Source organism: Paracoccus shanxieyensis (assembly GCF_009711265.1).
Classification (GTDB): Bacteria; Pseudomonadota; Alphaproteobacteria; order Rhodobacterales; family Rhodobacteraceae; genus Paracoccus; species Paracoccus shanxieyensis.
Genome location: NZ_WMII01000003.1, coordinates 223,898 through 237,465, shown reverse-complemented (window position 1 = coordinate 237,465; position 13,568 = coordinate 223,898). Strand labels below are relative to the sequence as shown.

Genomic DNA, 13,568 nt, shown 5'->3' with positions numbered 1-13,568 from the left:
CGTCAACCGCAGCTGACGCGGACCAGCTTGCCGGTCTTGGCATGTTCAAAATTCAGCCGCTCGGGGTTGTAGTCCATGGTCACGGGATCGCCCGTGCGATAGCTGCGATAGGCCTTGTTGGCCGGGACCGAGATATTCGGCGTCGTCTGGCCGATCAGCGGCAGATAGCCATTCGCGCCGCAGGTGTCGTTCGCCACCGGCGGCGGTTCGGCAACCGCGTCGGGCGTGGGCGATTCCGGCACGCAGGCTGCGGCCAGAAGCGGCACGAATATCGCGGCAGATAGCATGGGCTTCATGTGGCAACTCCCTGCGGACCTCGGAACGGGAACACGAGGGGGATGGAAAAGTTTCGCCCCTCTGGCAGGTTTTTGCAGAACGCGGCAGCTATCTGCCGGGATTTACGGCAGCCATGTCAGTACCTCGCGCGTCAGCGTGTCCATTTCGGATTTGGCGGTGCTGCTTTTGGCCAGATCGGCGGCTGCAAGGCCAGTCCCCAGCGTTTCGGCATAGGCCACGCGATTGGCGATCTGCGCGGCGGCCACCTCGGCCCCAAGATCGCTGGCCTTTCCCGCAATCTCGGCGGCAAGGCGGGTATTGGGGCGGGTGCGGTTCAGCACGATCAGCGTGTCGCATTTCTCGCGCTGCGCCAGATCCAGCACGCCCTCGGTCGCCCAAAGATCGACCTGACTGCTGGCGACCGGCACGACGACCAGATCGGCCACCCGCAGCGCAGGCCGCAGATCGCTGTCGATCTTGGGCGGCGTGTCGATGATGACGAAATCGAAGCGCTTCTTCAGCTTTTCGGATTCGTAGCTTGCCCCCCAGGCCGAGGAGGTGCCGAATTCCAGCGCCTCATTCTCGCCCAGACGGTCCAGCCGCTCCATGAACCAGCGGCCCAGACTGCCCTGCGAGTCCGTGTCCAGCAGCGCCACGCTATGTCCCTGATGCAGCAGCGAAACCGCCAGATTGACGGCCAGCGTCGTTTTGCCCGAGCCGCCCTTTTGCTGCGCCACCGTGATGATCCGTCCCGCCATATCCGTCCCTTTGTCACGCCCTTGGGACAAGACTAGGGGCAAGGCGGGCGCAATGCATCATCAAAGCACAAGATCGCCCCGCGCTTTTCGCACCGTGCCGTCACACCTTCCAGGTGTCGATGACCTCATACATCACCGGCTCGAAATGGCGGCACATGGCGTGGATGGCGCGGTTGCGTTCGCGCATTTCCGCGCTGCGCAGCATGGCCTGATAATCGCGGCGGTCCTGCCATTGCGAATAGGTGGCGATGCGCGTCTGCGCGTCGTTCAGATGCATCGCCCCCGAGATATAGCCGGGCTGATGCCGGATCACCTGATCATAGGCGTCGCTCAGCGCATCCAGCACGTCATGGGCCGATCCAGGCGTCACCTCGAAGGTGCAGATGACGGTCTGGCCGCTGAAATCCTTGGCGATGCGTGTCATGGCTTGGGCTCCCCTCCCTTGCTTGGCTCACGATCAGGATAGGGCGTTGCGGGCCAGTGTTGAAGGTGCTTTGCAACCGGCGCATGGTGCGCCCGGCATGAACAAGGGGACGCAAGGCATGATTCCGGTTTTCGACGGGCATAACGATTTCCTGCAACGCATGGTGGCTGCCGGGGCTGCGCGCGACCGGCTGTGGCTGCAAGGCGATGGCACCGGGCATCTGGACCTGCCGCGGATGCAGGCGGGCGGCATGGTCGGCGGCTTCTTCGCGATCTGGACGCCGGACGCGCCGGGGCCGGACGATGCGCTGGCCAGCGTGCTGAAAGCGAACCCTCCGTTCGCGCTGCCCCTGCCCGAGGAAGTCGCCAGCGCCGACGCCCTGCCCCATGCGCTGGTTCAGGCCGGGCAACTGATGGCGATGCAGCGCATGGGCCAGCTGACCATCTGCAAGACCGCCGCCCAGATCCGCCAGACCATCGCCGAAGGCCGCATCGCCGCCATCCTGCATATCGAGGGCGCCGAGCCCATCGCCGACATGGACGCGCTGCATGTCTGGCACGCGATGGGGCTGCGGTCGCTGGGGCCGGTCTGGTCGCGACCGACGGCCTACGGCCATGGCGTGCCCTTTGCCTTTCCGTCGTCGCCCGATACCGGGCCGGGGCTGACGCCTGAGGGCAAGGATCTGGTCCGCGAATGCAACACTCTGCGCATCCTGCTGGATCTGTCGCATCTGAATGAAAAGGGCTTTGACGACATTGCCGCCCTGTCCGACGCACCGCTGGTGGCCAGCCATAGCTGCGCCCATGCCGTCGCGCCCAGTTCGCGCAACCTGACCGACCGGCAGCTTCGCGTGATCGCCGAAAGCCGGGGCCTTGTCGGGCTGAACTATGCCGTGGGCTTTCTGCATCCCGAAGGGCGGCGCGAGCCGATGCAGGGCTTCGATATCATGCTGCGCCATCTGGACCATCTGCTGGCCCATCTGGGCGAGGATGGCGTGGCGCTGGGTTCGGATTACGACGGCGCGCAGATGCCCGAGGATATCTCGGACGCCTCGAAGCTGCAGAACCTGATCCAAGCCATGCTAAGCCACGGCTATGGCCGAGAACTGGTCGAAAAGATCGCCTTCCGCAACTGGATCAATGTGCTGGAACGGACCTGGGGGGCTTGATCTGAAGGGGGGCATGAAGACAGCGCAGGGACCGGCAGATCGGGGAGGCTTGACCAGACTACTGAAGAACGGTGATCGCCGGTCCCTGAAGCGGCTGCCCTTCGGCGCCGCTTGGGGGAAGTGTCGCAGACCCGCCCGCAGCTTTGAAGGGCTCGCAGGCAGACCTGTCGGAATTGTCAGGGTGTTTCGCGCATAGGGGCAAAAAGCCCTAATGTGATATTATCACAGGTTGTGAATCCAGCGCTGCCGCAAGGGTTTTGAAGCGCGATTCCGCAACCTCGCCCATCAACGCCTCACCCAGTTTGGTCAGGTGCAGCTTCAGGATCTTTTTCTTGGGGTGGAATTGCAGCTCGCCCGCCTCGGTCGGGTCTTTGACCGACAGCATCGCGCCAAAGCGCATGGCTTTGCCAAGGATCTCGGCATCGGCGATCTGCTTTTCGTTCAGCAGTGCAAACAACGGCGCCATGGGCGACCCGGCGCGGCTATTCTTGTAGCGATGCAGCAGCGCAAGGCCCAGAAACACCCGCTCGGGGTGTTCCAGCGCCGCCATATTGGCGCGCGTGACATTGTCGAAACAGGCATCGGCGCGATAATCGGGATGCGTGCGCCATGTCGTGTCATGCAGAAGGCAGGCCGCCTTGATCAGCCGGTCGCGTTCCGGGCCGACATTCTTGAAGATCGGCTCAAGGAACTGATATAGCCGCTTGCCGAAACCGGGGATGCGCGCCATCTGGCGTTCGGAAAACCGCGCCGCCTCCAGCAGCGGATCGCGCGACCGCAGGCTGGCGGGCATCTGTTCGTAAAGCAGCCCCTCGCGGATACCATAGGACGACACGGCCAGCGATTTCGGGCGGAAGCTCAGCGCAAGCTGGCGCAGCACCTGACTGGCCAGCGGCACCAGATCCATCCGGCTGGCCGAGATGTCCAGCCTGCCGCGCAGGTCCGACAGGTTCTGCGCACCGATCCATTTGACCGTCTGCACGATATCCTGCGACGACATGCGGTATTCATGCAGCACCGTCATCGGATAGTTCGACCGCTCCATGTCCAGCCGCGCGATGGCCCGCCACGACCCGCCGACCAGATAGATCTGGTCATGTTCCCGGCCCAGCGTCTCGGCGGCATCCTCAAGGATCTCGCGGATATGGTCGCGCAGGCCGGACTGGCCACCCTTGACCTGTTGCAGGCGGAACGGCCCCAGCGGCGTCGAAATGCGCCGGCCCACCTTGCCGTTTTCCAGCTCGGCCAGCTCCATCGAGTTGCCGCCGATATCGCAGACCAGCCCCTTGGCGTCGGGCCAGCCCAGCAGGACGCCCTGCGCGGAAAGCCGGGCTTCCTCTTCGCCGTCGATCACCCAAAGCTTCAGGCCGGTTTCCTTTTCCACCGCCTTGCGGAACGCCGGGCCATCCTCGGCCTCGCGCACGGCAGCGGTGGCCACGCAGGTCAGCGGCTTGATGCCCATGCCTTCGGCCAGCGCGGCAAAGCGTTTCAGCGCCACCATGCCGCGCCTGACGCCTTCCGGGTTCAGCCTGCCGGTCGTGGCCAGCCCCTGCCCCAGCCCCGCCATGACCTTTTCGTTGTAGAAATAGGCCGGAGAGCGCGCAGCCCCATCGAACACCACCATCCGGATCGAGTTCGAGCCGACATCGACCACGCCCACGCGGCTGAGCGCGCGTTCCGAGGCCCGCTCGAAAAGCGAACGGCCAAAGGGTTCCACGGTCTGCCCGCTGGTCGTCATCACACCGTTCATGGCTCTCCTCATGTGTCGTCAGGGCGTAGACACGCCACGGACTGGATGCGGCATTAACATTTTGGCGTCAATCAGTCGAATGGGTCAGGGCCGGAACGTCACGCGCGCCCTTGGTGCCCCGGCCCGACAAGGACGGGTTTTCCATGAAGAATTTATGGCAGGAAAACAGATCGTCGCGCCCGGCGGGAAGATAGCGCAGATAGCGCCCATCGGGTTGCAACAGCCAGCTTTGCGCCTCATCGGCCATGTTGGCGGCCATGATCTGGCTGGTGATCTGCGCCTTGACCGTTTCGTTGTTGCATTCGACCAGCGCCTCGACCCGGCGGTTCAGGTTGCGGCCCATCCAGTCGGCGGAACTGAAGAACACGCGCGAGCGCTTGGACGGCAGGCCATGGCCATTGCCGAAGCAGACGATGCGCGAATGTTCCAGAAAGCGGCCGACGATCGACTTGACGCGGATATTTTCGGACAGACCCTTGATGCCCGGACGCAGCCCGCAGATGCCGCGCAGCACAAGGCTGATCTTCACGCCCGCCTGACTGGCATCGTACAGCGCCTCGATCACCTCCTTGTCGATCAGGCTGTTCATCTTGGCCCAGATCTCGGCCGGGCGGCCACGGCGAGCAAACTCGGCCTCGCGCGCGATCATGTCGATCAGTTTGGATTTCAGATCGAAGGGCGAGATGGCCAGGTTTTCCAGCCCCTCGGGCTGCACATAGCCCGAGAGATAGTTGAAGACCTTGCTGGCATCGCGCCCCAGCGCCGCATCGCAGGTGAACAGCGACAGGTCGGTATAGATCCGCGCGGTGATCGGGTGATAGTTGCCGGTTCCCCAATGGGTATAGGTCACAAGCTGTTCGCCCTCGCGCCGGACCACGGTGCTGATCTTGGCATGGGTCTTGTATTGCATCAGGCCATAGACGACATGCGCGCCGGACCGCTCCAGCCTGCGCGACTGGCGGATGTTGGCGGCCTCGTCGAAGCGGGCCTTCAATTCGACCAGCGCGGTGACGGATTTGCCAGCTTCGGCGGCCTCGCACAGCGCGTCCACGATGGGGCTGTCGCGCGAGGTGCGGTAAAGCGTCTGCTTGATCGCCACGACATTCGGATCGGCGGCAGCCTGCGCCAGAAAGCGCGTCACCATCTCGAAGGTCTCATAGGGGTGATGCAGCAGCATGTCCTTTTGCCGGATGGCCGCGAACATGTCGCCGTCATGGTCCTGCACCCGTTCGGGCACGCGGGGTGTGAAGCCGGGCCATTGCAGATCGCGGCGCGAATCCAGCACCAGTTCGCGCAGATCGGCCATGCCCAGCAGGCCCTCGACCTCGACCATCTCCTCGGGGGCGACCTGCAATTCCTGCATGATCAGGCGGCGCATCCGGGCGGGCGCGCCCGCCGTGATCTTCAGCCGGATGACACTGCCCCGGCGGCGGCGTTTCAGCGCGGTTTCAAACTCGCGCACCAGATCCTCGGCCTCTTCCTCGACCTCCAGATCGCTGTCGCGCAGCACGCGGAAGGCGCAATGACCATTGTCGCGATAGCCGGGAAACAGCTTGGGCAGGTTCATCAGCAGCAGATCTTCCAGCCGCAGGAACCGCTTGCCGCCCGGCAGCGGGATGAAGCGCGCCGTCTGCTGCGGGATCGGCAGCAGAGCCTGCATCTGGCGGCCGTCGCCTTCATGCGCCAGTTCGACCGCAAGGCAGAAGCCAAGGTTCGGGATGAAGGGAAACGGGTGCGCCGGGTCGATCGCCAGCGGAGACAGCACCGGAAACACCTGTTCGGTGAAATAGCGGCGCAGATATTCCTCTTCGGCGCGGGTGACGCGCGACCGCGACAGGATGGTGATGTCGTCGGCCTCCATCTCGCGGCGCAGACCGTTCCACACGGCTTGCTGCGCGCCCATCAGGCGGCGGGCATCGGCATTGACCAGCGCCAGCTGTTCCCCGGCGGTCAGCCCGTCATCCGAGATGGTGGCATTGCCCTCGCGCACCCATTCGCGCAGACCCGCGACGCGCACGGTATAGAATTCGTCAAGGTTCGTGGCCGAGATCGACAGGAAGCGCAGCCGTTCCAGCAAGGGCACGCGGGGGTTGCGCGCCTCGTCCAGAACGCGCCAGTTGAAGCTGAGCCAGCTGATCTCGCGGTTGAAAAAACGTGCCGGACCTTCCGGCGTGCCATCGGGCAATTCACGCGGGGTCGGGAACGGCGTGCGCAGATAGTCGGCTTGTGTCATGATGTCTCGGTGGGTGAAGCGGGGGACGATATTGCGTCCCGTGGCGAGAGTTTGTCCAGCAGTTCCGCAGCCAGTCTGCGCGTCACGGGCCGCCGGTCGGCCAAAGACTGGCGATCCATCGCCGCGACAAGATGCCGCGCCATGCCAAGGTCACGTTCCATCCGCGCGGCCAGCCAGCCGATCACGTCGGGCGCGACCTGGATCTGGCGGTCCGCGAACAGCTTGACCAGCACGGCAGGCAGCAGCGCATCGTCGGGCGGACCCAGCACGGCCTGCGCGGCACTTTCGATGCGCGACAGCAGATCCGGCAGCCGGATGCCCCAGTCGCGCGGCGCAGCCCGCGCCGTCATCAACAGCAGCACCTGACGCGCCCCGGCAAGGTTCCACAGGTGAAACAGCGCATCCTCGGCCTCGGACAGACCCGCGATCTGATGGGCGTTTTCCACCGCAAGCGCGCCGCCCGGCACCAGCAGCGCATCGACCCCCGCGGGCGAGATGCTGGAGGCACGGATCACCTGCGCGCCGTTTTCCTCGGCCCAGAACCGGGTCAGATGCGACTTGCCCGCCCCCGGTCCGCCGATCAGCAACAGCCGCCCGCCCGGCCAGCGCGCGGGCGCATCCAGCATCGCCAGCGCGTCACGATTGGCCGAGGTCGTCAGAAAATCGTCCCGCGACAGCGCGGGCGGGATCGTCAGATCCAGGGCAAGCTGATGCGCCAAGGATCATCCGTCCTTCTTGCCGTCGCGGTCCTGCTGCTGCGCCAGACGTGCATCGCGATGCAGTTCGGCGGGCGATGGCGGGCCTGCGGGGGGATCGATGTCGTGCTTCTGGCGGCGCAGCCGGGTCTGGCGATCTTCCAGCAGTTCGGCCAGTTCCTCTTGCCGGTGGATCTCGGCCACGCGCACGTCATGCGACATCTGCGCCAGACGGCGCTCTTTCGAGACGGTGCCGCGCGGCACCAGTTCGATCAGTTGCGGCGGCGGCGGCGGGGCCGGAACCTCGCGCCCGGTATAGATGGCGCTTTCCTTGTAGCGGCCCACCATATAGCGCACGATCACCCCCAGAGCGGCGGCGATGGGCACGGCGACCAGCAGACCGACAAAGCCGAAGATCGTGCCGAAGACCGTCAGGGCCAGCATCAGCCAGACCGGGTGCAGGCCGATGCTGCCGCCGACGATCTTGGGTTGCAGGTAATTGCCCTCGACCATCTGGCCGATGGCGAAGATGCTGATGACGGCGGCGATCCAGAAGGGCTCGCCCCAGAAGCTGAACAGCGCCACCCCGATGGCGGTGGCGCCGCCGATCACCACGCCGACATAGGGGATGAAGGACAGCGATGCCGCCAGGACGCCGATGGCCACGCCAAAGGGCAGCCCGACGAGGCCCAGCCCGACCGAATAGAAGGTGCCAAGGATCAGGATCACCAGCCCCTGCCCGCGCACGAAGCCCGACAGCGCGTTGTCGATCTCGGAGGCCAGTTTGCGGATGGTGCTGGCATGTTCGCGCGGCAGCAGCTCATCCAGCCGCGTGACCATATTGTCCCAGTCCAGCAGCAGATAGAAGGCCACCACCGGCACGATGACGATCAGCGCCAGCACGCTGAACACCCCCATAACCGAGCCCAGCACCGTCGAGACAAGCTGCCCGCCGCGGGCGCTGATGTTCTTGCCGATATCGGTCAGGGCCGTATTGACCGTGCTGCCTTCGGTGAAAAGCTGCGGGAAACGGTTCATCAGGAAGCCCTGCAACTCCTCGGCCATCTGCGGCGCGGTGTTGATCAGCTGCGTGGTCTGGCGCACCAGAACCGGCACCAGCATCAGAAAGACCGCCACGACCAGCAGGATGACGATGGCCGTGATGACGACCACCGATGCGGTGCGCGACAGCCCGTAACGCTCGAACCGGTCGGCCAGCGGGTCCAGCAGATAGGCCATGGCCGCCCCCAGCAGGAACGGCATGATGGCATTGCCCAGCGACCAAAGCACCAAAAGCAGCGCGATCAGCGCGCCGCCCCAGTACCAGACTTGTTTCTGTGCCGGAAGCCGCATGGCATCTCTCCTGTCATGGGATGGGCGTCGCGACCTATTTGGACGGTCCTGCGTCCGCTTGCAAGGAAGGGCGTTGCCCCGCTGCGCGTCGTGCGCTAACCCGTTGCGGTCTTTGATGAGGAATTCGCCATGCGTCTGACGCGCTATTTCATGCCCGTGCTGAAGGAAGACCCGAAAGAGGCGCAGATCGTCAGCCACCGGCTGATGCTGCGTGCGGGCATGATCAAGCAGCAGGCCGCGGGCATCTATTCGTGGTTGCCGCTGGGCTTCAAGGTGCTGAACAACATCCAGCGCATCGTGCATGAGGAACAGGCGCGCGCGGGCCATATCGCCATGCTGATGCCGACGCTGCAATCGGCCGATCTGTGGCGCGAAAGCGGCCGCTATGACGATTACGGCGAAGAGATGCTGCGCATCAAGGACCGCCACAAGCGCGACCTGCTGTATGGCCCCACGAACGAGGAGATGGTCACCGACATCTTCCGGTCGCATGTGAACAGCTACAAGGATCTGCCGCTGACGCTGTATCACATCCAGTGGAAGTTCCGCGACGAGATCCGCCCGCGTTTCGGCGTGATGCGCGGCCGCGAATTCCTGATGAAGGACGGCTATAATTTCGACCTGACGCGCGCGGATGCGCTGCATGCCTATAACCGGCATCTGGTCAGCTATCTGCGCAGCTATGAGCGCATGGGCCTGCAGGCCATTCCGATGCGCGCCGATGGCGGCCCGATCGGCGGCGATTATACGCATGAATTCCTGGTGCTGGCCGAAACCGGCGAATCCGAAGTGTTCTATGACAGCGAGATCACCGATCTGAAATTCGGCGACCGGCAGATCGACTATGACAGCGTGGAACAGTGTCAGGCCGTGCTGGAGGAATTCACCAGCCGCTATGCCCGCACCGACGAGACCCATGACGCGGCGCTGTTCGAGGCCATTCCCGAAGAACGCCGCCGCACCGCGCGCGGCATCGAGGTCGGGCAGATCTTCTATTTCGGCACCAAATATTCCGAGGCCATGGGCGCGACCGTCGTCGGCCCCGATGGCAGCCGCACGCCAGTCGAGATGGGCAGCCATGGCATCGGCGTCAGCCGCCTTCTGGGCGCGATCATCGAGGCCAGCCATGACGACAAGGGCATCATCTGGCCCGAGGGCGTGACGCCGTTCCATGTCGGCATCGTCAATCTGAAGCAGGGCGACGCCTCGACCGACAGCGCCTGCGAGGCGCTGTATCGCGAGGTCAAGGCGCTTGGGCTGGATCCGCTTTATGATGACCGCGACGAACGGGCGGGGGCGAAATTCGCCACCATGGATCTGATCGGCCTGCCCTGGCGCATCACCGTCGGCCCGCGCGGTCTGGCCGCGAACAAGGTCGAGCTGACCTCGCGCAGGACCGGCCAGTCGGTCGAGATGTCGCCGCAGGAGGCCGTGGCGCGTCTGCACGAGATCTACAAGCCCGTGCAGGATGCTGCGCTTTAACCGGCGATGACGCCTTGCGGTTGATAAGGCGGCATGGGTATTTGGAAAACAAGGACGCCGGCCGCCGCGATCATGCGGCACCGGCGGCCCGGTTGATCTGCCGCAAGACCGGAGGCCCTGCGTGACCAAGAAAGCCCTGATTACCGGCGTCACCGGGCAGGACGGATCCTATCTGGCGGAGTTTCTGCTGGAGAAGGGCTATGAGGTTCACGGCATTAAGCGGCGCGCGTCGAGTTTCAACACGCAGCGCGTCGATCACATCTTTCAGGATCCGCATGAAGAGGCGCCGCGCTTCTTTCTGCATTATGGCGATCTGACCGACAGTTCCAACCTGACCCGCATCATGGCCGAGGTGCGGCCGGATGAGGTGTACAATCTGGGCGCGCAGTCGCATGTCGCCGTCAGTTTCGAGGCGCCGGAATATACCGCCGATGTGGATGGGCTGGGCGCGCTGCGGCTGCTGGAAGCCATCCGGTTTCTGGGGCTGGAGGGGCACAGCCGATTCTATCAGGCCTCGACCTCGGAGCTTTACGGGCTGGTGCGCGAGACGCCGCAGACCGAGGCCACGCCGTTTCATCCGCGCAGCCCCTATGCGGTGGCGAAGCTTTACGCCTATTGGATCACCGTGAACTATCGCGAGGCCTATGGGCTGTTTGCCTGCAACGGCATCCTGTTCAATCATGAAAGCCCCCGGCGCGGCGAGACCTTCGTCACCCGCAAGATCACCCGCGGCATGGCCAATATTGCGCAGGGGCTGGAGCGGTGTCTGTATATGGGCAATCTGGATGCGCTGCGCGACTGGGGCCATGCGCGCGATTACGTGCAGATGCAGTGGCTGATGCTGCAATGCGATACGCCCGAGGATTTCGTCATTGCCAGCGGCGAGCAGCATTCGGTGCGTCAGTTCCTGATCTGGACCGCCGGAGAGCTGGGCATTTCGCTGGAATTCCGTGGCTCGGGGCCGGAGGAGATTGCCGTCGTCGCCTCGGTCAGCGGCGAGGATGCGCCTGCGCTGAAGCCCGGCGATGTGGTCATGCGGGTCGATCCGCAATATTTCCGCCCCGCCGAGGTCGCCACGCTTCTGGGGGATGCCGCCAAGGCGCGCGAGAAGCTGGGATGGGTGCCGCAGACCGGGCTGCGCGACATGATCGCGGAAATGGTGGCGGCCGATTTGTGGACCGCGCGCCGCCATGCGCTGCTGAAGGATCACGGGCTGGATCTGCCGGTCGCCGCCGGGGGCGCGTGATGCGGCTGCTGATCACCGGCGCGCATGGCATGGTGGGGCGCAATCTGCGCGCCCATCCGCAGATCGCCCGCTGGGAGGTTCTGGCCCCCACCCGCGCCGAGCTGGACCTGCAGGACGATGCCGCCTTGCGCAGCTATCTGGCGCGGCACCGTCCGGATGGCGTCGTCCATGCCGCGGGGCTGGTCGGCGGCATTCAGGCCAATATCGCCCAGCCCGTGCGATTTCTGGCCGAGAATGCGCGCATCGGTCTGAATCTGGTGCTGGCCTGCCGCGCGGCAGGCATCGGCACGCTGATCAATCTGAGCTCGAGCTGCGTCTATCCCGCCGCGCTTGGCCGCGATCTGTCCGAGGAGCAGATCCTGACCGGCGCGCTGGAGCCGACGAATGAAGGCTATGCGCTGGCCAAGATCATGGCCATGCGGCTGATCGAGTTTGCCCGCCGCGAGGATCCCGCTCTGAATTGGCGCACGCTGATCCCCTGCAATCTTTACGGGCCCTTTGACAGCTTCGACCCCGCGCGCTCGCATCTGCTGCCCGCTATCATCCACAAGCTGCATCATGCCAAGCGGACCCGCGCCGCGCAGGTCCAGATCTGGGGCGATGGCGAAGCCCGGCGCGAGTTCATGTATGCGCCCGATCTGGCCGATGCCATCCTGCGCGCGCTGGCCGATCCGGGCGCGCCTGCGCTGATGAATATCGGCGTGGGGCAGGATCACGCGATCAACGATTATTACCGCATCGCCGCCGGGGTGATCGGCTGGCAGGGCGATTTCAGCCATGATCTGACCAAGCCCGTGGGCATGCGCCAGAAGCTGCTGTCCGTCGCGCGCCAGACGCAATGGGGCTGGTCGCCCCGGACGGCGCTGGAGGACGGCATCGCCGCGACCTATGCGCATTATCTGAAGGTGACAGCATGATCCGCTTTCCGCTGGCCACCTCAAGCTGGGACGATGCCGAACAGGCGGCGCTGTCGCGCGTCATCGCCTCGGACCGCTATTCCATGGGCCCCGAGGTCGAGGCGTTCGAGCGGGATTTCGCCCGCTTCACCGGCAGCCGTTTCGCGGTGATGGTGAATTCGGGATCCTCGGCCAATCTGATCATGGTGGCCGCCCTGCGCTATACGCAGAACCCCGATCTGCGCCTGATGCCCGGCGATGAGGTGATCGTCCCCGCCGTCAGCTGGTCCACCACCTTCTTTCCGCTGCATCAATACGGGCTGCATCTGAAATTCGTCGATATCGACGCCGAGACGCTGAATTACGACCTGACGGCGCTGGCGGGTGCGATCGGCAGCCGGACCCGCGCCATCATGGCGGTGAACCTGCTGGGCAATCCCAATGATTTCGACGCCATCCGTGACCTGATCGGCAATCGCCGCATCGTGCTGATCGAGGATAACTGCGAATCCATGGGGGCAAGCCTGAACGGCAGGCAGGCGGGCACCTTCGGGGTGATGGGCACGTTTTCGTGCTTTTTCTCGCATCATATCTCGACCATGGAGGGCGGTCTGGTCGTCACCGATGACGAGGAGCTGTATCACATCATGCTGGCGCTGCGCGCCCATGGTTGGACGCGCAACCTGCCGCAACAAAATCGCCTGACCGGCACGAAAAGCGACGATCCGTTCGAGGAGAGTTTCCGCTTTGTGCTGCCGGGCTATAACCTGCGCCCGCTGGAGATGTCGGGCGCGCTGGGGCGGGCGCAGTTGCAAAAGCTGCCCGCGTTGACCCTTGGGCGACGTGCCAATGGCGCGCGCTGGCAGCAGGCGATGGCGGATCATCCGGTGCTGCGGATCCAGACCGAAACCGGCAGCAGCAGCTGGTTCGGCTTTTCGCTGGTCCTGCGTCCTGAAAGCGGTCTGACGCGCAAGCAGGTGCTGGCGCGCTTTGCGCAGATGGGCTTCGAGACGCGCCCCATCGTCAGCGGCGATTTCACCCGCAATCCGGTGCTGTCGCTGATGGATCACAGCCTGCACGGCCAGATGGTGAATGCGGCGCAGATCGACCGGCAGGGCTTTTTCATCGGCAATCATCATTACGACATCGGCGATGCAATCGACCTTGTTGCGGGGTTTCGCGGCTGAGCCAGCGGCCCTGACCGCCACCTGCCACCTGCGACAACCTGCCATTTTGGCGATGTGGACAGCGCAGCCGCGCTGCGGCATCATCCGGCCAATCGCATGG

Annotated in this window: 12 protein-coding genes; 5 read left to right on the top strand and 7 right to left on the bottom strand. The window is 64.6% G+C overall.

Annotation, left to right across the window (positions count from 1 at the left end):
* Positions 1-2: 2 nt before the first annotated feature.
* From GL284_RS04710 to GL284_RS04700, 3 genes are all read right to left on the bottom strand, one after another.
* On the bottom strand, positions 3-296 hold the full coding sequence (locus tag GL284_RS04710; RefSeq protein WP_155043485.1) for an I78 family peptidase inhibitor: 294 nt from the start codon (positions 294-296) through the stop codon (positions 3-5).
* A 102-nt stretch (positions 297-398) separates the two neighbouring features.
* Positions 399-1,034 carry a ParA family partition ATPase gene (gene parA / locus GL284_RS04705; RefSeq protein WP_155043484.1) on the bottom strand — a complete coding sequence of 212 codons (636 nt, stop codon included), beginning with the start codon at positions 1,032-1,034 and terminating at the stop codon, positions 399-401.
* Positions 1,035-1,134: 100 nt separating this feature from the next.
* Positions 1,135-1,458, bottom strand: coding sequence for an antibiotic biosynthesis monooxygenase family protein (locus GL284_RS04700; RefSeq protein WP_155043483.1), 324 nt, complete (start codon positions 1,456-1,458; stop codon positions 1,135-1,137).
* 118 nt (positions 1,459-1,576) lie between these two features.
* On the opposite strand from GL284_RS04700, the gene GL284_RS04695 reads away from it, so the two are divergent.
* Positions 1,577-2,626, top strand: coding sequence for a dipeptidase (locus GL284_RS04695; protein WP_155043482.1), 1,050 nt, complete (start codon positions 1,577-1,579; stop codon positions 2,624-2,626).
* 208 nt (positions 2,627-2,834) lie between these two features.
* Here GL284_RS04695 and GL284_RS04690 read toward each other — a convergent pair whose 3' ends face one another.
* From GL284_RS04690 to GL284_RS04675, 4 genes are all read right to left on the bottom strand, one after another.
* A complete protein-coding gene (locus GL284_RS04690; protein ID WP_155043481.1) occupies positions 2,835-4,376 on the bottom strand; it encodes a Ppx/GppA family phosphatase in 1,542 nt (513 codons plus the stop codon).
* A gap of 67 nt (positions 4,377-4,443) precedes the next feature.
* The gene (locus GL284_RS04685; RefSeq protein ID WP_155043480.1) at positions 4,444-6,609 is read right to left on the bottom strand and encodes an RNA degradosome polyphosphate kinase; all 2,166 of its coding nucleotides are present in this window, start codon (positions 6,607-6,609) and stop codon (positions 4,444-4,446) included.
* Positions 6,606-7,328: a P-loop NTPase family protein gene (locus GL284_RS04680; protein ID WP_155043479.1), complete on the bottom strand. Its 723-nt coding sequence runs from the start codon at positions 7,326-7,328 to the stop codon at positions 6,606-6,608. The genes GL284_RS04685 and GL284_RS04680 overlap by 4 nt, the downstream gene beginning before the upstream one ends.
* Before the next feature lie 3 nt (positions 7,329-7,331).
* Positions 7,332-8,657 (bottom strand): AI-2E family transporter, encoded by a 1,326-nt coding sequence (locus GL284_RS04675; RefSeq protein ID WP_155043478.1) that lies wholly within the window; start codon positions 8,655-8,657, stop codon positions 7,332-7,334.
* A 129-nt stretch (positions 8,658-8,786) separates the two neighbouring features.
* On the opposite strand from GL284_RS04675, the gene proS reads away from it, so the two are divergent.
* The 4 genes from proS to GL284_RS04655 all read left to right on the top strand — a co-directional run bounded on the left by proS (position 8,787) and on the right by GL284_RS04655 (position 13,468).
* On the top strand, positions 8,787-10,139 hold the full coding sequence (proS, locus tag GL284_RS04670) for a proline--tRNA ligase (protein WP_155043477.1): 1,353 nt from the start codon (positions 8,787-8,789) through the stop codon (positions 10,137-10,139).
* 121 nt (positions 10,140-10,260) lie between these two features.
* Positions 10,261-11,385 carry a GDP-mannose 4,6-dehydratase gene (gmd, locus tag GL284_RS04665; protein ID WP_341870281.1) on the top strand — a complete coding sequence of 375 codons (1,125 nt, stop codon included), beginning with the start codon at positions 10,261-10,263 and terminating at the stop codon, positions 11,383-11,385.
* On the top strand, positions 11,385-12,302 hold the full coding sequence (locus GL284_RS04660; protein ID WP_155043475.1) for a GDP-L-fucose synthase family protein: 918 nt from the start codon (positions 11,385-11,387) through the stop codon (positions 12,300-12,302). Before gmd ends, GL284_RS04660 begins: the two co-directional genes overlap by 1 nt.
* Positions 12,299-13,468, top strand: coding sequence for a DegT/DnrJ/EryC1/StrS family aminotransferase (locus GL284_RS04655; protein WP_155043474.1), 1,170 nt, complete (start codon positions 12,299-12,301; stop codon positions 13,466-13,468). The genes GL284_RS04660 and GL284_RS04655 overlap by 4 nt, the downstream gene beginning before the upstream one ends.
* Positions 13,469-13,568 lie beyond the last annotated feature (100 nt).